The organism is Clostridium hydrogenum (assembly GCF_021432385.1).
GTDB classification, from domain to species: domain Bacteria; phylum Bacillota; class Clostridia; order Clostridiales; family Clostridiaceae; genus Clostridium_S; species Clostridium_S hydrogenum.
The window spans coordinates 780992-802970 of record NZ_JAEACT010000002.1 but is presented as its reverse complement, the minus strand read 5'-3'; the positions used below and the strand labels follow the sequence as shown (position 1 = coordinate 802970).

Annotated in this window: 14 protein-coding genes; 10 read left to right on the top strand and 4 right to left on the bottom strand. The window is 29.6% G+C overall.

Annotated features, from left to right (window positions below; genetic code table 11):
• The first annotated feature begins 4 nt into the window (after positions 1-4).
• From CUEA01_RS03670 to CUEA01_RS25095, 10 genes are all read left to right on the top strand, one after another.
• Complete coding sequence (locus tag CUEA01_RS03670; protein ID WP_234118328.1) at positions 5-10855, top strand: non-ribosomal peptide synthetase; 10851 nt, start codon at positions 5-7, stop codon at positions 10853-10855.
• A gap of 515 nt (positions 10856-11370) precedes the next feature.
• On the top strand, positions 11371-12348 hold the full coding sequence (locus CUEA01_RS03665; protein ID WP_234118326.1) for a mannose/fructose/sorbose PTS transporter subunit IIA: 978 nt from the start codon (positions 11371-11373) through the stop codon (positions 12346-12348).
• Positions 12349-12382: 34 nt separating this feature from the next.
• Positions 12383-13189 carry a PTS mannose/fructose/sorbose transporter subunit IIC gene (locus CUEA01_RS03660; RefSeq protein WP_234118323.1) on the top strand — a complete coding sequence of 269 codons (807 nt, stop codon included), beginning with the start codon at positions 12383-12385 and terminating at the stop codon, positions 13187-13189.
• A 19-nt stretch (positions 13190-13208) separates the two neighbouring features.
• Positions 13209-14120 carry a PTS system mannose/fructose/sorbose family transporter subunit IID gene (locus CUEA01_RS03655; protein WP_234118320.1) on the top strand — a complete coding sequence of 304 codons (912 nt, stop codon included), beginning with the start codon at positions 13209-13211 and terminating at the stop codon, positions 14118-14120.
• 154 nt (positions 14121-14274) lie between these two features.
• Positions 14275-14649 carry a DUF956 family protein gene (locus tag CUEA01_RS03650; RefSeq protein WP_234122114.1) on the top strand — a complete coding sequence of 125 codons (375 nt, stop codon included), beginning with the start codon at positions 14275-14277 and terminating at the stop codon, positions 14647-14649.
• A gap of 157 nt (positions 14650-14806) precedes the next feature.
• A complete protein-coding gene (locus tag CUEA01_RS03645) occupies positions 14807-15736 on the top strand; it encodes a DMT family transporter (RefSeq protein ID WP_234118317.1) in 930 nt (309 codons plus the stop codon).
• Positions 15737-15981: 245 nt separating this feature from the next.
• Entirely contained in the window at positions 15982-16329 is a 348-nt protein-coding gene (locus CUEA01_RS03640) for a CidA/LrgA family protein (protein ID WP_234118315.1), read from the top strand.
• The gene (locus CUEA01_RS03635; RefSeq protein WP_234118313.1) at positions 16329-17030 is read left to right on the top strand and encodes an LrgB family protein; all 702 of its coding nucleotides are present in this window, start codon (positions 16329-16331) and stop codon (positions 17028-17030) included. The genes CUEA01_RS03640 and CUEA01_RS03635 overlap by 1 nt, the downstream gene beginning before the upstream one ends.
• A 335-nt stretch (positions 17031-17365) precedes the next feature.
• Positions 17366-18109, top strand: a complete 744-nt coding sequence (locus tag CUEA01_RS03630; protein WP_234118311.1) for a LytR/AlgR family response regulator transcription factor — start codon at positions 17366-17368, stop codon at positions 18107-18109.
• Positions 18110-18114: 5 nt separating this feature from the next.
• Positions 18115-19404, top strand: coding sequence for a sensor histidine kinase (locus CUEA01_RS25095; RefSeq protein WP_234118302.1), 1290 nt, complete (start codon positions 18115-18117; stop codon positions 19402-19404).
• Between the two features lie 7 nt (positions 19405-19411).
• Here CUEA01_RS25095 and CUEA01_RS03620 read toward each other — a convergent pair whose 3' ends face one another.
• The 4 genes from CUEA01_RS03620 to CUEA01_RS03605 form a co-directional block, all read right to left on the bottom strand.
• Entirely contained in the window at positions 19412-19615 is a 204-nt protein-coding gene (locus CUEA01_RS03620) for a hypothetical protein (RefSeq protein ID WP_234118300.1), read from the bottom strand.
• A 78-nt stretch (positions 19616-19693) separates the two neighbouring features.
• Positions 19694-19891, bottom strand: a complete 198-nt coding sequence (locus tag CUEA01_RS03615; RefSeq protein WP_234118298.1) for a hypothetical protein — start codon at positions 19889-19891, stop codon at positions 19694-19696.
• A gap of 109 nt (positions 19892-20000) precedes the next feature.
• A complete protein-coding gene (locus tag CUEA01_RS03610; protein ID WP_234118296.1) occupies positions 20001-20696 on the bottom strand; it encodes a hypothetical protein in 696 nt (231 codons plus the stop codon).
• A 788-nt stretch (positions 20697-21484) separates the two neighbouring features.
• On the bottom strand, positions 21485-21697 hold the full coding sequence (locus CUEA01_RS03605; protein ID WP_234118293.1) for a hypothetical protein: 213 nt from the start codon (positions 21695-21697) through the stop codon (positions 21485-21487).
• Positions 21698-21979 lie beyond the last annotated feature (282 nt).

Genomic DNA, 21979 nt, shown 5'->3' with positions numbered 1-21979 from the left:
ACAAATGATTAGAGAAGAAGAGTCAGATATTAATTTAATTAATTCATCTAAAGAATATTGGAATAAGATTGCACATGGGGAATATGAAAGAATAAATTTTAGTAAGAGAGTTTCAGAATATGTACCGAGTAAAAATGAAATCAATTTAGACATAGATGGTGAAGTATTTAATAAAATAGTTAAAACATCTCGAAATAATGATCTAATTATTTATGTAATTATGTTGGCTACATTTAAAATCACTATAGCTAAGTACTTTCAAAATAATAAATTTTTAATTGGAATTCCCCAATATATTGGATCAGAAGATATGGAAAGTAATAATGAATTTATAATATTAGATAATAATATTATTGAAGATAATACATTCAAACAAGCATTAGTTCATCAGAAAAATCAAACTTTTGAAGCATATAAACATCAATTTTATCCAGTCAAAAAGATATATAAAATCAATGATATATATGACAGTGTTAATGCGTATTGTTGTATGAAGAACATTCATAATAAAAAGCAGATAGAAGATATTTTGGCGTTAGATAATAATGATTTTACTTTAAATATAGAAAAATATAATAATTCCATAAAGCTTATATTTAATTATTGTAACGAATTATTAATGGACGAAGTTAATGGAGTTAAAAATGCGTTTATTAATATATTAAGCTCAGTAAGTCTTAATATGAATTCAGTTATTAAAGATATACAAATAGTAAGTGAAGAAGAAAAATATAAATTGTTACAAGAATTCAATAATACAAGCACAGAATATCCAAGGAATGAGACAATAATTGAATTATTTGAGAAGCAGGTAGAAAAAACTCCAGATAATATTGCGGTTGTTTTTGAGGATAAAAAGTTAACTTACAAAGAGCTTAATGAGAGAGCTAATTCTCTAGCTAGAAATTTAAGAAAAAAGGGAGTAGGAGCAGATGCCATAGTGGCAATAATGGCAGAACGTTCTCTTGAAATGATAGTGGGAATGTTAGGTGTATTAAAAGCAGGAGGAGCATATCTGCCAATAGATCCAGAATACCCAGAAGACAGAATAAAATATATGTTTGAGAATAGTAAAACTAAGATATTATTAACACAAGATAAGTTTAAGAAAAAGTTAAGTAATGAAGACATAGATACATGTGATTTGAATAGTGAAGAGTTGTACAAAGAAGATACAGCTAATTTAAGTAAAACTACAAAAGGAAATAATTTAGTATATATAATATATACATCTGGAACTACAGGAAACCCCAAGGGTGTAATGGTAACGCATGGTGGATTAGTGAATTATGTATATTGGGCTAGAAAAGTATATGTTAAAGAGGAAAAAACAGATTTCCCGCTATATTCTTCAGTATCCTTTGATTTAACAGTAACATCAATATATACGCCACTTATTTCAGGAAATGCGGTAGTAATATATGAAGGAGAAAGTAAAGTTTCACTTATAAAAAAGGTAGTGGAAGAAAACAAAGTCGACATTATAAAATTAACACCTACACATTTGAAGTTAATAGAGAACATGGATTTATCAAAAACAAGAGTGAAAAAACTTATATTAGGTGGAGAAGATTTAAAGGAGAAGTTAGCGAGAAGTATATATAATGCATTTGATGGAAATGTGAAGATATATAATGAGTATGGTCCAACAGAAACAACAGTAGGCTGCATGATACATGAATATAAGGCTGAAAAGAATGCTAAAAGTTCAGTTTCAATAGGAGTGCCTTCGGACAACGTGAAGATATATGTTTTAGGAAAAAATTTAGAGATTATGCCAATAGGAGCATGTGGTGAATTATGTATAAGTGGAGAAGGGCTAGCGAGGGGATATTTAAATAATGAAAAAATGACGCAAGAAAGATTTGTGAAGAATCCATATGCTCCTGGTGAAAAGATGTATAGAACAGGTGATTTAGCAAGATGGATGATAGATGGAACCATAGAATATTTAGGAAGAATAGATCATCAAGTTAAGATACGTGGTTTCAGAATAGAAATAGGAGAAATAGAAAACACCTTATTAAAGATAGAGGGAATAACGGAAGCAACGGTTTTGGCAGGAGAAAAAGAGGGAAATGAATACATATGTGCATATTATGTAGGGCAAAAAGAATACAGCGTAAGAAGGTTTAGAGAAGAACTAAAAAAATCCTTACCAGATTACATGATACCAGCATATTTTATAAAGCTACAGAATATGCCTCTAACAATAAACGGGAAAGTAAACAGAAAGGCACTACCTAAGCCAGAGGACAAAATCAACACAGGAGCAGAGTACGAGGCACCAAGAAATGAGTTAGAAGAGAAGCTAGTAGAGATATGGCAGAACGTATTAGGGGTAACTAATATAGGAATAAATGATAACTTCTTTGAATTGGGCGGACATTCTTTAAGTGCAACAACTTTAACAGGGAGGATTTTCAAGGTATTAAATGTAGAAGTGCCGCTAAAGGAAATCTTCAGTAACGGAAACATAAAGGGACTCAGCGAATATATAGAAACTATTAGCAGCAAGCAATATGAAGCAATAGAAAAAGTAGAAGAAAAGGAATACTATGAAGCATCATCAGCACAAAAGAGAATGTATATGCTTCAGGAGATTGATAAGGACAGTACAGCATACAATATGCCAAGAGCTTTAGAGATATTAGGTGAAATTGAAATAGAAAAAATAAGGAATGTTTTTATAAACCTAATAGAAAGACATGAAACATTAAGGACAAGCTTTTATACTAAAGCTGATAAGATAGTGCAAAGAATTAATAAAACTAATGAAATACAATTTGAAATAGAGAAAATAGAAATAAAAAATGAAGAAGAAGTTAAAGAAAAGTTTGAAGAATTTATAAGACCATTTGACTTAAAAAAGGCACCATTATTAAGGGTAGGGATTATAAAATTAGAAAAAGAAAGACATATTATGTTCTTTGACATGCATCATATAGCATCAGACGGAGTTTCAATGTCCATATTAACAAGAGAATTTAGCAAGTTATATAGCGGAAAAGACTTAGGAGAATTAAAAGTACAATATAAGGATTATTCTGCATGGCAGTTAAAGAAGAGAGAAAGTGAAGAATTTAAAAAACAGGAACAATATTGGTTAAAAGAATTTAGTGACGAAGTACCAGTACTAAGCTTACCTACAGATTATAAAAGACCGAGGGTAAAAGACTTTAGGGGCAGAAGTATAAATTTTGTTTTAGATAAGGAAACAACTGAAAAGTTAAGAAAGATAGCTAAAGAAACTGGAAGTACTATGTACATGGTACTATTAGCAAATATAAATATACTATTATCAAAATATAGTGGACAGGAAGATATAGTAGTTGGAAGTCCAATAGCTGGTAGAAATCACGGAGATCTAGAAAACTTAATAGGTATGTTCGTAAATACTTTGGCAATAAGAAGTAAGTTAAAGGATGAGTTGAGTTTTAGAGATTATTTAAAAACTGTAAGAAACAAAGCAATAAAGGCATATGAAAATCAAGATTATCAGTTTGAAGAAATTGTGGACAAAATAGATATAGATAGGGATTTAGGAAGAAATCCATTATTTGATGTTATGTTTGTACTTCAGAATATGGAAGAGGCCAAGGTAGAAATAAATGACTTAAGCTTTAGGACATATAATACAAATGACAATGTAGAAAAGTTTGATATAACAATAACAGCAGAGGAAAGAGAAGAAGAAATCTACTTTAATTTGAGTTATGCAACTAGCCTTTATAAACATGAAACCATTGAAAGAATGAAAAAGCATCTATTAAATATAATAGAAGAAATAGGACAGAATGCGGAAACTAAGATTAAAGACATAGAATTAATAGATGAAGAAGAAAAGCATAAATTACTTATAGAATTTAATGACACAAAGGCAGTTTATCCAAGAGAGAAAACAATAAATGAATTATTTGAAGAAGGAGTAGAGAAGACTCCATATAATATTGCTGTTGTATGCGAAGATAAAAAAATAACTTATAAAGAGCTTAATGAAAGAGCTAATTCTTTAGCAAGAGTATTAAAGAAAAAAGGTATAGGAGCAGAAAGTATAGTAGGGATAATGGTGCAGCGTTCCTTTGAAATGATAGTTGGAATAATGGGTATTTTGAAGGCAGGAGGAGCATATATGCCAATAGACCCAGGATATCCAGAGGATAGAATAGAATACATGCTGGAGAATAGTAAAACAGAAATAGTATTAACTCAAAATAAGTTTAAAGAAAAAATAAAGAATGAGGAAATAAACGTATGTGATTTGAAAGATGAAGAGTTGTATAAAGAGGATTGTGCTAACTTAGGTAAAACTGCTAGTGCGGAAAATTTGGCATATGTAATATACACATCAGGAACAACTGGAAAGCCTAAGGGAGTTATGATAAATCACAGCAGTGTAATAAATACATTAATGTTTTTGCAGAAAAATTATCCTATGGATAAAGAAGGAGCATACTTACAAAAAACAAATTATGTATTTGATGTTTCTGTAAGTGAGATATTTGGCTGGTTTGTAGGTGGAGGAAAATTAATTGTACTTAATAATGGATATGAAAAAGATGCTAAATATATATTAAAATCCATAATAGATAACTCTATAAGTCATATTAATTTTACTTCAAGTATGTTTAATTTGTTTTTAAATGAACTGGATAATAATATAAGAAATATAAAAAGCCTAAAATATATTTTAACAGCTGGAGAAGCATTAAGAATTGAAAATACTAAAGTTTTTAAAGATTTAATTAAGAGTACAAGGATAGAAAATCTATATGGTCCAACAGAAGCTACTATATATTCAACTAAATATTCATTGAAAGATATATTTGATAATATACCAATAGGAAAACCTATTGATAATACAAAAATATATATAGTTGATAAGAATGATAAAATGCTCCCAATAGGAGTAGCAGGAGAGTTGTGTATAAGTGGCTGCGGAGTAGCTAGAGGATACTTAAATAACGAAAAGTTAACTAATGAAAAATTTGCAGAGAATCCATATGAGTCGGGAGAAAAAATGTATAGAACAGGAGATCTAGCAAGATGGCTTCCAGATGGGAACATAGAGTATTTAGGAAGAATAGACCATCAAGTTAAGATACGAGGTTTCAGAATAGAACTTGGGGAAATAGAAAGTAATTTATTAAAAATAGAAGGAATAAAAGAGGTAGTAGTTTTAGCAAGAGAAAAAGCAGGAAACAAGTATCTATGTGCATATTACATAGGTGAAAAAGAATATAGTGTAGGAGAATTAAGGGAAGAACTTAAGCAATCCATACCAGACTATATGCTCCCATCATATTTTATAAAACTAGAAGGTATGCCGTTAACACCAAATGGAAAAGTAGATAGAGAGGCATTGCCAGAGCCACGTGGGAAAATTAATACAGGAGCAGAATATGAGGCTCCACGAAATGAAATAGAACAAAAGCTTGTACAAATATGGGAAAAAGTATTGGGCATAGATAATATAGGAATAAACGATGACTTTTTCAGTTTAGGTGGAGATTCCATAAAATCAATACAGGTAATATCAAGAGCTAAAGCAGAAGGATATTATTTTGAGGTTAAGGATGTATTCAACAATTCAAATATAAAAGCTTTAAGTAAGTGCGTAAAGAAAAATGCTGTAACAATAAGCCAAGATGAAGTGGTTGGAGAAGTAGGATTAACGCCTATACAAAAATGGTTCTTTGAAATGAATTTTGAAGAAGAACATCATTGGAATCAATCAGTAATGCTGTTTAGTAAAGATGGGTTTGAAAAAGAAGCATTAGAAAAAGCATTTGAAGCTATAGTTATTCACCACGATGCATTGAGAATGGTTTATAAGAACGAAAATGGTGAAGTACATCAAATTAATAGAGGGACAAGTGAAAAGTTATACGACTTAAATGTATATGAGGGTTTAAATGAAGAAGAAATAACAGAAAAGTGTAACCAAATTCAAGATAGTATTAATTTAGAGGAGGGACCTCTTGTTAAATTAGGCTTATTTAAAACACATAAAGGAGATCATTTACTAATAGCAATACACCATTTAGTTATAGATGGAGTTTCATGGAGAATATTATTTGAAGATTTATCGAAGGCATATGAAATGGCTAAAAACGGAGAGGACATAATACTTCAAGAGAAAACTACATCCTTTAAAGAGTGGGCAAGTGAACAGAGTAAACAGGCTGCAAGTTACAATATGAGAAAACAGCTAGAATACTGGAGATATATAGATAAGTGTGACGTAAGGAAACTTCCAAAGGACAAAGAGATAGCTGTAGCTAGGATTAAAGATTTAAGAAGTGTAGAATTTAACCTTACAAAAGATGAAACGGAGAAATTATTAAAACATGTAAATAAGGCATATAACACAGAAATAGAGGATTTGCTATTAACAGCTTTGGCATTAACAATAAGTAAATGGACAGGCGAGGAAAATATATTAGTCAACTTGGAATCTCATGGTAGAGAAGAGATTGTAAAAAATGTGGATATAACGAGAACAGTAGGCTGGTTTACTTCGCAGTATCCAGTAGTTTTAAGCAGTAGTAATGAAGAATTAGGAATGATGATAAAGAATACAAAAGATTCTTTAAGAAGAGTACCTAATAAGGGAATTGGCTATGGCATAATCAAATATCTTTCTAAGGATAAGATGGAATTTAGGTTAAAACCAGAAATAAGCTTTAATTATCTTGGACAGTTTGATGAAGATATAAATAATGACATCTTTAATATGTCGCCTTTAAGCAGTGGAAATTCAATAGGTTTAAATAATAAGAGATTATACTCATTAGATTTTTCAGGAATACTCATAGATAAAAAGTTAAATATAGGTATAAGGTACAATGATGAGGAATATAAAGATGAAACAATAAAGAAATTAATTCAGGAATATAGAAATAACCTTATAGCAATTATTGAGCATTGTATGAATAAGGATAAATCAGAAAAAACAGCAGCAGATGTAACAAAGGAAAATATAACCTTACAACAATTAAAACCGTATTTAAAAGATATAGATAATATCAAAAATATATACTCATTAACACCAATGCAAGAAGGAATGTTATACCATACGTTATATGATAATAAATCAGAAGCTTATAATGAAGAATTAGTAATAAAGGTAAAAGGACAATTAGATATAGAATTATTGAAACAAAGTTTTAATAGGTTAGTAGAGAGGCATGATATTTTAAGAACTGCTTTTGATTATGAAAACTTTAATAGGAATATGCAAATTGTATTTTATAAAAGAAAAGCAGATGTCAGATATGTAGATATAAGTGATGAGGAATTTGATAAAGAAGACTATATAGATAAAGCAGTAAAGAATGATAAAAAGAAAGGCTTTGATTTAAACAAAGATGTCCTTATAAAATTGACAATAATTAAAACAGAAGAGGATGTATATAATCTAATACTTAATAATCATCATATTATAATGGATGGCTGGTGTCTCAATATAATAATGCTTGAATTATTTAAGATATATAATGAACTCAAGTATGGATACAAAGCAAATTTAAAAGAAGTAGTACCGTATTCCGAGTATATAGAGTGGCTTAATAATAAGGATAGAGATGCAGCAAAGGAATATTGGAGAAAATACCTTCTAGATTATAATGAGGTAACAGCAGTACCGTTTGAAAATAAAGAGAGCAGTAAGGAATATAAAAAAGAAGAAATTAACCTTAATATAGGAAAAGATATAACGAGAAAGCTTGAAGCAATAGCTAGAAATAGTAAGGTTACAATTAATACAATAATACAAAGCCTATGGTCAGTACTGCTTAATAAGTATAATAACAGCAGCGATTCTGTATTTGGATATGTTGTATCAGGAAGAAATCCAGAGGTTAAGGGTATAGAAAATATGTTGGGATTATTTATAAATACTGTACCTTTAAGAGTTAAAGCAGAAGGAAATATGACGTTTAAGGAATTACTGACTACTGTTAATAAGTCTTTCTTAGAAAGTAGCGAGTATGATTTTTATCCTTTAGCAGAGATACAAGGGTTAAGTGAAGTTAAAGAAAAGTTAGTAAACAACATAATGATATTTGAAAACTATCCAGTTGACAGCGATGGTATTAATAATGAAGTATTGACTAAGAATAATCTAAAAATAATTGGCGGTAAATCACAAGAGCAAACAAACTACAACTTTAACTTAACTGTCATATATCAGGATACTATTTTAATAAAGTTTAAATTTAATGAATTAATGTATTCAAAGGATAATGTACTAAAAATTAAAAATCATTTTGAAAGCTTAATAAATCAAGTTATAGATAATGAAGAAGTACTAATTAAAGATATAGAAGTAGTAAGGAAAGAAGAAAAGCATAAGTTACTTATGGAGTTTAATGACACAAAAGTAGATTATCCAAGAGAGAAAACAATAAATGAATTATTTGAGGAAAACGTGAAGAAGGCTCCAGATAATATTGCTGTTGTATATGAAGATAAAAAGTTAACTTATAAAGAGCTTAATGAAAGAGCTAATTCATTAGGAATAACCTTAATGAAAAAAGGCGTAGGAGCGGATACTGTAGTAGGAATAATGGTGCAGCGTTCTCTTGAAATGATAGTGGGTATAATGGGCATTTTAAAAGCAGGGGGAGCATATATGCCAATAGACCCAGAATATCCAGAGAATAGAATAGAATATATGATAGAGAATAGTAAAGCTGAAATAGTATTAACTCAAAGTAAGTTTAGGGAAAAAATAAAGAATGAAAAAGTAGACGTATGTGACTTGGAAGATGAAGAGTTCTATAAAGAAGATCGTGCTAACCTAGGTAAGACTGCCAGTTCAAAAAATTTAGCCTATGTAATATATACATCAGGAACAACGGGGAAGCCTAAGGGTGTTATGATAGAACATTCAAATGTAACTAATTTAGTACATGGATTAAATGAAAGTATATACAGTAAATATAATGATAATTTAAAAATAGCTTTAGTAGCTCCATATGTTTTTGATGCATCAGTTAAACAAATCTTTTGTTCTTTATTATTAGGAAATACATTATATGTAGTTTCAGAAGCTGCTAGAAAAGAAGGCGACAAGTTAGTTGAGTTCTACTTAAATAATAAAATAGAGATAACAGATGGAACACCAATGCATTTAGCAATGATGGCTAATTCAGAGCTTCTAACAAATAGAAACTTAAAGCTTAAAAATTTGATAATTGGTGGAGATAAACTTACACGAAAAGTAATAGAAAAGCTATATAAGAAAGTTAATAATAAGGAGCTTATCATTAGTAACGTATATGGACCGACGGAATGCTGTGTTGATGCTGCATGTAATAATATAACTATAAATAATTTGAAAGATTATTTAAATATGCCAATAGGAAAACCAATAGATAATGTAAGCATATATATAGTTGATAAGAACAATAAATTGATGCCAATAGGTGCAGCAGGAGAACTATGTATAAGTGGATATGGACTCTCAAGGGGATATTTAAACAATAAAGAATTAACCGAAGAGAAATTTGTAATAAATCCATATGAACCAGGGCAAAGGATGTATAAAACAGGAGATCTAGCAAGATGGCTGCCAGATGGAACCATAGAATGTCTAGGAAGAATAGATTATCAAGTTAAGATAAGAGGTTTTAGAATAGAAACAGGAGAAATAGAAAATACATTACTAAAAATAGAGGGGATAAAAGAAACTGTAGTAGATGCAAAAGGAAAAGAAGAAAGTAAGCACCTATGTGCGTATTATGTTGGTGACAAAGAATACAGAGTAGGTGAATTAAGGGAAGAACTTAAAAAGTCTTTACCAGACTATATGCTTCCGTCATACTTCATAAAAATAGATAAAATTCCATTAACGATAAACGGAAAGGTAGACAGAAAGGCATTATCAGAGCCACAAGGAAAAATTAATACAGGGGCAGAGTATGAAGCAGCAAGAAATGAAATGGAAGAGAAGTTAGTTAAGATATGGGAAGATGTACTGGAAATAAGGAATGTAGGAATAAATGATAACTTCTTTGAACTAGGTGGAAATTCTATTAAATTAGTTGATTTGTTGGTAAAAATGAAAAAACAATTAGTCCTAAATCTTACAATGGATCAGTTATTTACAAACCCAACTATAAAAGATATTTGTAATTTATTATATTCTGGTTTAGGTGAAGGCGGAAAATTAGTTACAAGGCTAAGTTATAGTGGAGATAAAAATATATTTGCATTTCCACCGGCTATAGGATATGGGTATTCCTATTTAAATTTAGTAAATAGAATAGATAATTATTCAATTTATGCATTTAGTTTTATTAATAATTCTAATATTATCGATGAGTATGTAAAAAGCATACTAGATACTCAAAATGAAGGACCGTTTATATTATTAGGATATTCTGGTGGAGGTAATTTAGCTTTTGAAGTCGCTAAAGTACTAGAAAAGAAGGGTTATGAAGTTTCTGATATTATAATGTTAGATTCGGCGGTAAAAAAATCAGTAAAAGACAATTTAACGTACCCTTCAAAGCATGAGGTTATTAGTATTATGAAAAACTTTTTTAATATAGACAATTTCCATGAATTTGAGGAAAATATAGCGGAAAGGGCTATGGTAAATCATAAAAAATATATACAGTACAATAATAAAAATATAACAAAAGAAAAAGTAAAAGCTAATATCCATGTTATATCAAGCGCTAGTACTAGAGAAGTAAGAGAACACTATGAATATTTATTAAATTGGGAGAACCATACAATGGGTAAGTTCGTTATATATGATGGGTATGGTCTTCATTTAGATATGTTATCAGGAGAACATTGCGATAAAAATGCAGATATATTAAAAAATATATTAGCTGAATAAAAAATTGGGTACTATAGATGAAAAATAGTACCCAATTTTAACAAAGGATACAGCAAAATAGCAGAGCGTAAATGCCGCGTTCATAGGGCTTAGTGATAATGCAGTGTATTTTTTTAGTTGCAAAATAAACTTAAAAAAGTTTAAAAAAGTTCAAAAAAATTTAAAAAAGTTTAAAAAATATGTTGCATAATAAAAAAAAATATGTTATCATGAAAACGTAATCAAGAGAGGGGCTGTTAATTAAAGTTCCTAGGTAGATTACAATAAATTAATAGAATAATAATATCTAGCGTGTTACTGATTCGATCAGGCATGAGCATAGGTAAATAAAATAATTTAATATTTGTTTGTTATATCACATGTTTTGTACATCTTATAAGGTATTATCACGATTTTTTATGATTCAATTTAATGTACAAACATAGTGACGAAATCCGAGCATATGTTATTGAGTTTTATTTTCCAATGTTCATGCCTTTTGTTTTTGTAACGAATAAATAATAGGAGGTATAAAGATGGTAGGAATTATTCTTGCTAGTCACGGGGAATTTGCTAAAGGTATTTTGCAATCTGGTAATATGATTTTCGGAGAACAAGAAAACGTAAAAGCTGTTACATTAATGCCCAGTGAAGGTCCTAATGATATTAAAGCAAAAATGGAAGAAGCAGTTTCATCATTTGATAACCAAGATCAGGTTTTAATCTTAGTTGATCTTTGGGGTGGTACACCATTTAACCAAGCTAATGGTCTATTTGAAGAGCATAAGGATAAATGGGCAATCGTAGCTGGTTTGAATCTACCAATGCTGCTTGAAGCTTATGGTGCACGTTTTTCAATGGAATCTGCACATGAAATTGCAGCTAATATTTTAAAGTCAGCCAAAGAAGGAGTTAAGGTTAAACCAGAAGAATTAGAACCAGCAGATACTGGTAAAGCTTCTAGCGCTTCTGTAGCACAATCTAACGCAGGTGCACCTGGATCATTTGAATACGTTTTAGCACGTATAGATTCACGTTTACTTCATGGACAAGTAGCAACTGCTTGGTCAAAGGCTATGACTCCTACACGAATTATTGTAGTGTCAGATGGAGTAGCTAAAGATGAGCTTCGTAAGAATTTAATTCAGCAAGCTGCGCCTCCAGGTGTTAAAGCTCATGTTGTTCCAATTGATCACATGATTAAACTTGCAAAGGATGACAAGCATTTTGGTGGAGAACGTGCATTACTTCTTTTTGAAACTCCACAAGATGTACTTAGAGCAGTAGAAGGTGGTGTGCCTTTGAAGACAATCAATGTTGGTTCTATGGCTCACTCGGCAGGTAAAGTTCAACCAAACAAAGTGCTTGCTTTTAATCAAGACGATATTGATACTTTCAATAAGCTTAAGAAAGCTGGACTTGATTTTGATGTTCGTAAGGTTCCAGGTGATTCAAAAGGAAATATGAACGAAATTTTAAAGAGGGCACAAGAGGAATTAAACAAATTAAAATAATCTAAATATTGTAAGAAATGGAGGATTAATAATCATGAATTTAAATATTATTCAAATGATATTAGTCATTTTCGTAGCATTTTTAGCTGGTATGGAAGGTGTTTTGGATGAATTCGAATTCCATCAACCAGTAGTTGCATGTACGTTAATTGGCTTAGTTACAGGTAATTTAGTACCATGCCTAATCCTAGGTGGTATGCTTCAAATGATTGCTTTAGGATGGGCAAATATCGGTGCTGCCGTAGCACCCGATGCAGCGTTAGCATCTGTTGCATCCGCAATCATTTTAGTTCTTGGTGGACAAGGTAAAGCAGGGGTTTCTTCAGCTATAGCTATTGCAGTTCCACTAGCAGTTGCAGGACTATTATTAGCAATTATTACTCGTACAATCGCTACAGGTATTATACATTTGATGGATGCTGCTGCTGAAGAAGGAAATATGGCAAAAATTGAGATGTGGCATGTCATTGCTATTATTATGCAGGGCTTACGTATTGCAATCCCAGCAGCTTTGATTTTAGCAATTGGTGCTACACATATCCGTTCATTACTTTTAGCTATGCCTACTTGGTTAACAGATGGTTTAGCAATAGGTGGTGGAATGGTTGTAGCTGTTGGTTATGCAATGGTAATAAACATGATGGCTACAAAAGAAGTATGGCCATTCTTCGCAATTGGTTTTGTATTAGCAACTGTTTCACAAATTACACTTATTGGATTAGGTGCAATCGGCGTATGCTTAGCTATTATTTACTTATCGCTTAGTAAACAAGGCGGCTCAGGTAAGGGTGGCGGCTCAAATACCGGCGATCCATTAGGCGATATTATTGATAATTACTAGGAAAGGAGAGAAAACGAAAATGGAAAAAGAATTGAAATTAACAAAAAAAGATCGTATGTCTGTTTGTTGGCGTTCAACATTCATCCAAGGTTCTTGGAACTATGAAAGAACACAAAGTGGTGGTTGGGCTTTCGCATTAATCCCAGCAATTAAAAAATTATATAAGACTAAGGAAGATCGTGTAGCTGCATTGAAACGTCACTTAGAGTTCTTTAACACTCATCCATATCTAGCTTCGCCAATCATTGGTGTAACATTAGCGCTAGAAGAAGAGCGTGCAAACGGAGCACCAATTGATGATGTAACTATTCAAGGTGTTAAAGTTGGTATGATGGGACCTTTAGCAGGTATCGGAGACCCAGTTTTCTGGTTTACTGTTAGACCAATTTTAGGTGCATTAGCTGCTTCTCTTGCTATGACTGGTAATATCCTTGGACCAATTATATATTTCATTGTTTGGAATGCAATTCGTGTGGCATTTATGTGGTATACACAAGAATTTGGATACAAAGCAGGTTCTCACATTACTGATGATTTAACAGGTGGATTACTACAAGATATTACAAAAGGAGCATCTATCCTTGGTATGTTCATTTTGGGATCATTAGTTAACAGATGGGTATCTGTTAAATTTACACCTATAGTATCATCTGTTCCGTATGCTAAGGGTGCCTACATTGATTGGAGTAAACTTCCTGCTGGAACGAACGGTATTAAACAAGCATTGTTACAACAAGCAGGTGGTATGTCATTAACAGATCATAAAGTTACAACACTTCAAGGTAACTTAGATTCATTAATTCCTGGACTTGCAGGATTAGTAATAACATTTATTTGTATGTGGTTACTTAAGAAGAAGGTATCACCAATTGTTATAATCCTTGGATTATTCGCAATAGGTATCGTATTCCACTTAATCGGCATAATGTAATATTTTTAACTTAGCCTAGGCTTTTTAGTCTAGGCTTTTGTTAAAATATGAGTTATTGGCAATCAATTTTAAACACTTGATAGAAGCATATAAAAAATATATAATAAAAATAAATGTGTTTAGGCATCTTAAAACTAGAAAAGGGGTATATTTTATGGTTCAATCACTCAATACAAAAGTAGATTTAGTAATAGATGCGACGGTTTTCACAGGTTTTTCGGAGTATGGCAAAATAATGATCGGAGACAAAGGCTTTGAATTCTATAATTCTCGTGATTCTCGAAAATTCATTCAAATTCCTTGGGAAGAGGTTGACTATGTAATTGCGTCTGTATTGCTTAAGGGGAAGTGGATTCCACGATATGCCATCCGAACTAAGAAAAATGGTACTTATACTTTTTCTTCTAAAGAACCAAAGAAAGTACTTCGCGCTGTTCGAGAATATGTTGATCCAAGTCATATGGTTTCTTCGTTAAGTTTTTTTGATGTGGTGAAGCAATCATTAAAATCAATATTTAAGAAGAAGTGATAAACTTATCATGTATATAAATTAGGTAAAAGGTGAAAAGAAAACTTGTAAGTTTCATTCTTACAGGTTTTTTATTTTTTATAATGGTGCTATACTAAAATATATATACATAGTGAAAGGTGGCGAATTTTAGCAAGAACTTATTTATTAGTATTTCTTGTTAAGAAAGATAGTGACAAATAAAAAAATAGCATATTTATACTTAATAATAACTTTTTGTGCCTGGGGCAGTTTATATGTAGTAAGTAAATTTGTACTTGGTAAGGTGCCTACATTTACAGTTTCATTTTTAAGATATTTAATTTCAGGCTGCATTCTATTACTTGTACTTAGAACAAAAAAATTAAAAAAGATAGAAAAACAGGATTATAAGTATATCTTTTTAATAGGATTTGTTGGATATTTCATGTCAATGACTATACAGTTCATGGGGACAAAATTATCTAATGCTTCTCTTTCTTCCTTAGTTAATTCCTTAAATCCAATTACTATAATGATTTTTGCCGCAATTATTTTAAAAGAAAAGCTAACGCTAAAGAAAGTATTTTGTATTGTTTTAGCGATTATTGGTGTGTACATTATTATTGGTGGTGTAAGTGGAAATGGACAAGTCGTATGGGGAATTTTGATGTCAGTAACATCTGTAATCACATGGTCTTTTGTTTCTGTTATGATTAAAAGAGTTACTCAAAAGTATGATGTTTTACAGATTACAACATATGGAATAGTAATAGCGGCAATATGTACGTTACCATGTTCTGGCTATGAACTAGCAACAACGGCTAATGTTCAATTTGATTGGAAGGTTATTCTTGCATTGCTTTATATGGGACTTGTTTGTACTGCTATAGCCCATGTGCTTTGGAATAAAAGCCTATCCATAATAGAAGCGGGAACTTGCTCATTATTTTATCCGTTGCAGCCCATGGTTTCAGTTTTACTTGGTGTAATATTTTTAGGAGAGGCTATTACTGCAAAATTTATTTTAGGTGCAGTATTGATTATAGGTGGTGTAGTCTTTAGTCTTGTTGGAAATAAAAGTAACAATGAAGAAGCGGTTCAATGTAAAGTGAAAAAAGAGGCATAGCGAAAATTTGGAGAGCAAGTATGTCTTTAGTTCTTAATGTGTAACTTTTAAAAAAGTTAAATAATAAATAATTTTTTGTAAAAAATATTTGAATACGATGTCATATGCAATACGCCTAAAATGCATAAGAAATAAGGAAAGAATACAAGCTAATATTATAATGAAATTTAATTAAAATTGAGTTAAAATATAAATTATGGATTGACGTGTCGAAAATAATAATTTTATACAAAGGGGCGTAAGCAATGAAATACATAAGACAACTTGCAATCATTCTTTTATTTTGTTTTTTAGGTCAAGTTATAAGTACCTTATTTAAACTTCCAATACCAGGAAATGTTCTTGGAATGCTGCTAATGGTAATAGCATTATGTTTGGGGATTATCAAATTGGAGGCTGTGGAGGAAGTTAGCAATTCTTTGCTGGAGTATTTACCTTTTTTCTTTGTTCCAGCTGGGGTAGGACTTATTACAAGTTTTAAATTAATAAAGGATACTTGGATATTATTGATTATTGTTGTAGTTATTACTACAATTATAACAATGGCTATCACAGGCTTAACGGTTCAAGCAATAAAGGGGAGGAAAAAATAATGAAGGATATAATATCTTCACCAATGTTCTCAATAATGATATCTTTAATAGCTTTTGAAGTAGCATGTATTATTAAAAGAAAGACTAGACTGGAAGTTCTCAATCCTCTTTTGATAAGTATAATATTTCTTATAATATTTTTAAAGGTATTTAATATTAGTGTTTCTGATTATAATAATGGAGGTCAATTTATATCTTTTCTTTTGTCACCAGCGACAGTTGTTTTAGCCGTTCCACTTTATAAGAAAATAAAATTACTTAAAGCAAATGCCGTTCCAATTTTAGCAGGAATAACAGTTGGAACCTTGTGTGGTATAACAAGTGTTGTACTTTTATGTAAGCTATTTAGAATACCAAAGCGAATAAATTTATCAATGATGCCAAAATCAATTACTACACCTATAGGTATGGCAGTTTCTAAGCAAATAGGTGGTATAACTGCTATAACTGTTGCTGCCATAATAATAACAGGTGTTTTTGGAGCTATAATTGGACCAACAGTATTTAAGATATTTAAAATAAATGATAAAGTAGCAAGGGGAGTTGCACTAGGAAATTCCTGCCATGCTATTGGAACTACAAAAGCAATTGAGCTAGGAGAAGTTGAAGGGGCTATGAGCAGCCTTACAATAGGCGTAAATGGTCTTATAACTGTAATATTGGCACCTATACTAGCGAAAATATTTCAAAGCATTTTTTAGTTTTTAAATTATATAAAAAGCAAGTAATAAAGTGGAATATGTTAAAAAGTAATACTTTTCATATTCCACCTTATTACTTGCTTTTATTTTATTGATAGGCTGTGTTTTCAATAAGGGTGAAAATGAATACTTATTTAAAACATAGTCTATGAATAATATGGATAAAAGTAAATTTATTAAAATGAGTTATAATAATAATCTGATATAAATGCAGTTAAACTAATAGATTTTCTTAAGTTGAAAAGTAAAAAAATATATATTAAAATATATGTAGGGGAATGTAATATTTTATACAATAAGTAATAAAAAAGAATAAACATGGGGGAGTTCAGCTTATGATTAATATATTGGTGGTTGAAGATGAAGAAATTCAGCGAAAAAATTTTATAAAAATGATAAAAGAGATTGATAAAAATATAAGTGCCTATGAAGCAGAGGATGAAGAAGCCGCATTGCAAATAGCCAAGGATTGCAATATAGACTTTTTTTATTTTGATATTTCACTGAAGGCTTCTTCGGGTTTAGATTTAGCGTTAAAGATAAGAAAAATTCATAAATATGAATTAAGTTGGATTATATTTATAACTACATACGAACAGCACGCTTTATATGCTTTTAAAAAGATTCACTGCTATGATTATATTTTAAAACCATATAATAAAGAAGATGTTAAGAATATGACAAAATGTATTATATCTCATATTGGCAGTAAAAATAATTCTTATGGTGAGAAAAGTGAAAAATATGTTTTATTTGAAAAAAACAAAATTAAAATAAAGGTATTTTTAAAGGATATTTATTTTATCGAGGTTGTGCTTAGAAACACAATAGTGCATACTGTACAAGGAAAGTATGAATTGGATAGGATGTCACTTAAGAATGTTTTGAGTTTGGTTAAAAATGATTTTATAATTCAATCGCATAGGTCGTACATAATAAATACTAAGTACATAAGACAAATTGAAAAAATAGCACCTACCTCATGGAGGGTTTCTTTTTATAATTATCATGAACCTGCTTTTATAGGAGCACAATATAAGGATAATGTAGATGAAATATTAAGAAGCAGGCAGGTATAGGAGCTGTGAATGATATTTTGTGGTTTATTAGTACAAGCATTGAAAATACGGCATTTATGCTTTTGTATAAAAAAATAAGTAATAAAAATGAAGATAAAAAAATAATAAGAGATTTAATTTTTGTTTTATTAACTGTAATTGAAGCTAGTACTTATAACATATTAAATGTATATTTCAATACTTTAGTGGATGACTTTGTTAAGACTTTGCTTTTCTTTATATTTGCAATAATTTTTATTAGATTAATTTATAAAGATTCTATTATAAATGCATTTGTATATTATGTTTTAAGTGAAACTACATTACTTTTTATTGAGCTAGCAACACATATACTTATGAATTTATCAAAATTAATAATGAACTTTACTAATATGTATGTATTTAACTTAATGGGAGCTTTAGCAACTGTAATTTTAGTATGTGGGTTTTGTAAGTTATTTCCTATGGACATTTTTAGCAGGTACAAAGGTATATTAAATCAAGTAAAATTTATTTTTGTTAACTTAATTATATATTCTGTTGTAGTTAAGTTTTTACTTGTATATAAGCCTAAGTTGATTAATAAACATTATTTTATTATTATTTTTGCTTCAATTTTATATTCAATTATAAATGTTATGTCTATAATTTATAACTGTAGAATAATAGATCAAAAAGCTAAACTTGAAACTTATGATAAATACATACCAATTACTATTCAGCTTATGGAAGATGTTAAAAGGCGCCAGCATGATTTTAAAAACCACATTAACACTATTTATGGCATTGCACAAACTTGTGATAAGGAAAGTTTAAAGGATGAACTGGAAAACTATATGATTTCTTTAAATAATTCTTTTAAAAGCATGGATGAAATTATAAGAATAGATAATGGGGTTGTGGCCGCTATTATATATTTAAAAAGTTCTTTTGCAAAACAAAATAAAATAAAATTTATATATAATATCGAAGGTAGTCTTAAGGGCTTTCCATTAGAAAATTACGAAATATCAGAAGTCTTAAATAATCTAATAGATAATGCTTTAGAAGCAGTAGCTAATGAAGAGAAGCAATATAGAAAGGTAGAATTAAATATAGGCTGTGAAGAGGGAATTTATTTTATACAAACGAAAAATGCAGGTTTAAAAGTTAATTCAAATGAAATAAATAAAATATTTAATAGGGGCTTTTCTACGAAAGAAACTTGTGACCATGGTTATGGATTATATAATGTAAAAAATATAATTGAAAAGTATAGTGGCTATTTTGAAGTATCAATGGAAGATGAATATTTGATAATAAAGTTGTTCATATAATATATAGTTAAAGTTTGTTAGGACTTATGCTAACATAAATATGAATTTCAAACAAATCAATTTCAGTTAAGTTATTTGCATCATGTAGCTTATTTTTACTTGTATGTGGTATGTACATGTAAATGTCTATTCCATTGCTACATAGACACAAAAGCAGCCATATCATGGAAATGGCATCCATCATGTGGCTGCTTAATATTTTAATTATCATAAAAAAGTGAGATTTGTTCCATTACTACATAGACCACTAAAATGTATTTTTTTCATTATTAAATGCTCATCCTAATTCTTAGGTGTTTTTTTTAGATTTTTTATATTTAACTGTCGACCGTATGCTATTAAATATAAATATTAAAAATAATAATGCTTGACAAGTCAGCATTAAAGCATCTTTTCTATGAATGTAATTTAATATAAAGTATATAAGCATTATAATTGCACAAATATAGTTAATTATTACCTCAAATATATTATTGATTTTAATCATAATTAACCTCCTTTAACTTGAATTTAATATTAAAAAAAGCAGCTTGAAGCTGAGCTGTTTTTCTGCAACTCAACTTCAAAATCAAAATAATCATAAGCAAAATTTTACATTAAAATTCCAGATAATATGTATCTGTGTCAGAATCAATATATCCAGTATAATCTGAATTTCTGTAATAATAGCTATAGTCTGTTATTGATTCATCACCTTCATTATAATATTGATCAATTTCAATATATTCATTAGGTAAAGCTGGAGAAACAAGAGCCATTCCTACTCCAATTATCCCCATAGCAACTCCAAATGGTCCGCCCATAAGTGACATTAATCCTATTGCTGCAGAAGACTCGTCTTCATAATATGATAATTGGGTATAAAACGTTGTTACATATTGCAAATCGTCAGGTGTAATTTCTTTATTTTGTTTTGATTTAACTGCTTTAACAACAAGATTTCCATTCAAATATACGTTATCATTATTATCTTTTGTTAATACATTTATGGTTCCATTTTCATATATTGTTGATTTGTTTTCGTTTTCATCATATACAATCTTAACTAACTTACCTGTTTTGCTATCAGTATATGTAATAGTATCATTACTGATAACTAGATTTTTAACAAGTGATTTAAGTTTTTTGTTTTGGTTAATACCTGTAATTATACGATTTTTAAGAGTATTTTTTTGATTTACAACAGACTGAGTTGACTGAGGTGTCAATTCAGCAGCCTTAACATTCATTATAGGTGCCATTAATGATGCTGAAAGTGAAGATGCTAAAATAATAGATAAAATTTTTTTCATAAATATCTCTCCTTTTAATCATTTAATTTTAGAATATTATAAATATATTTATAATAAACATCTTAGTGCACTAAGATATTATTAACTAAAGTTTTTAGGGTTTATTGCAACATAATCAATTCCACGCATATCTTTTGCATCCTGTATGGTATATTTATAGTGTAAATGCAAAAAATTAGTATGTAAATATATTTGGCACCAAACCGCAAAAAAGCAACATTAAAAACTTTTCATGTCATTTTGTCTAATTCTCATACCAAACATATTTTATTTTCGAAAATAATCACATATCATAAAAAAATAGGCATCATTATACTATAAATAATTGTTACAAAAAGCCTATTAGGTCAATGCAAAAAAAGGTATTCTATGGGTTTTACTTATTAGATAAATGTTGAGGAGTATCAAAACAAGCTTGATGAAGCACAAAAGGTAAGTGATGAATAAAAAAAGACAAATGGGATTATTCAAAATTAGATTGATGAAGCTGATGCAAATGTAAGCATCAGTGCAGATTCAAGGGTAAACCAAAACAATGGATCAAGCTATTATACTGATGAGGCAGTAGTAGCAAATAGTCCATTAAGCAATTAAATGTTATGAGTAAGGTTTCCCAAACAATAACTAGTCCAAGCAACTTAATGGATATAATTATTTTCATTACGTTTTTTTCTTGCTCCAATTGAATTACCTATATTGTAACCACAAAGGAGCACACCTAGTGAATTTATTCATAAGCAACAATCCTTTTTTGTAATATAAAAGTTCTTTTTATATAAAATTTAAAATTATTTGTTAGCATAATAATCCATAAAAGAAAATATCATAAAAGGCATAAGAAGTGCAGACAAACAAGCATGTGCCCCTTTACCTGAAGATAATAATAAGCTTAAAATAAATATTGCTATAAAAAAAATATAATATATACTTGCAATTATCATATTCATTTTTTCTCCGGATCTAAATCCAGGTACATAATTAAAAAAATGTTTAAAATTCATGATATCTCCCCAATTCTCATTCCTTTAATTTTATTTAAATTTTACTTTTTCATAAAATACCCCATTAATTTTAAATTATTTATAGCTAATTATATTACATATAATTTGGAGAATAAATATATTTGACACCAAAATATTAAAAATTAGCATAAAAAAAGTTTTATGATATTTTTTACATTTTTAATCACGTTTTTTCTTGCTTTAATGCGAAATTTGTATCATTATAAAGATAAACTTTGTAAAGCGTTAGGAAAAGCATTAAATGACTTATTTCGGGAGGAT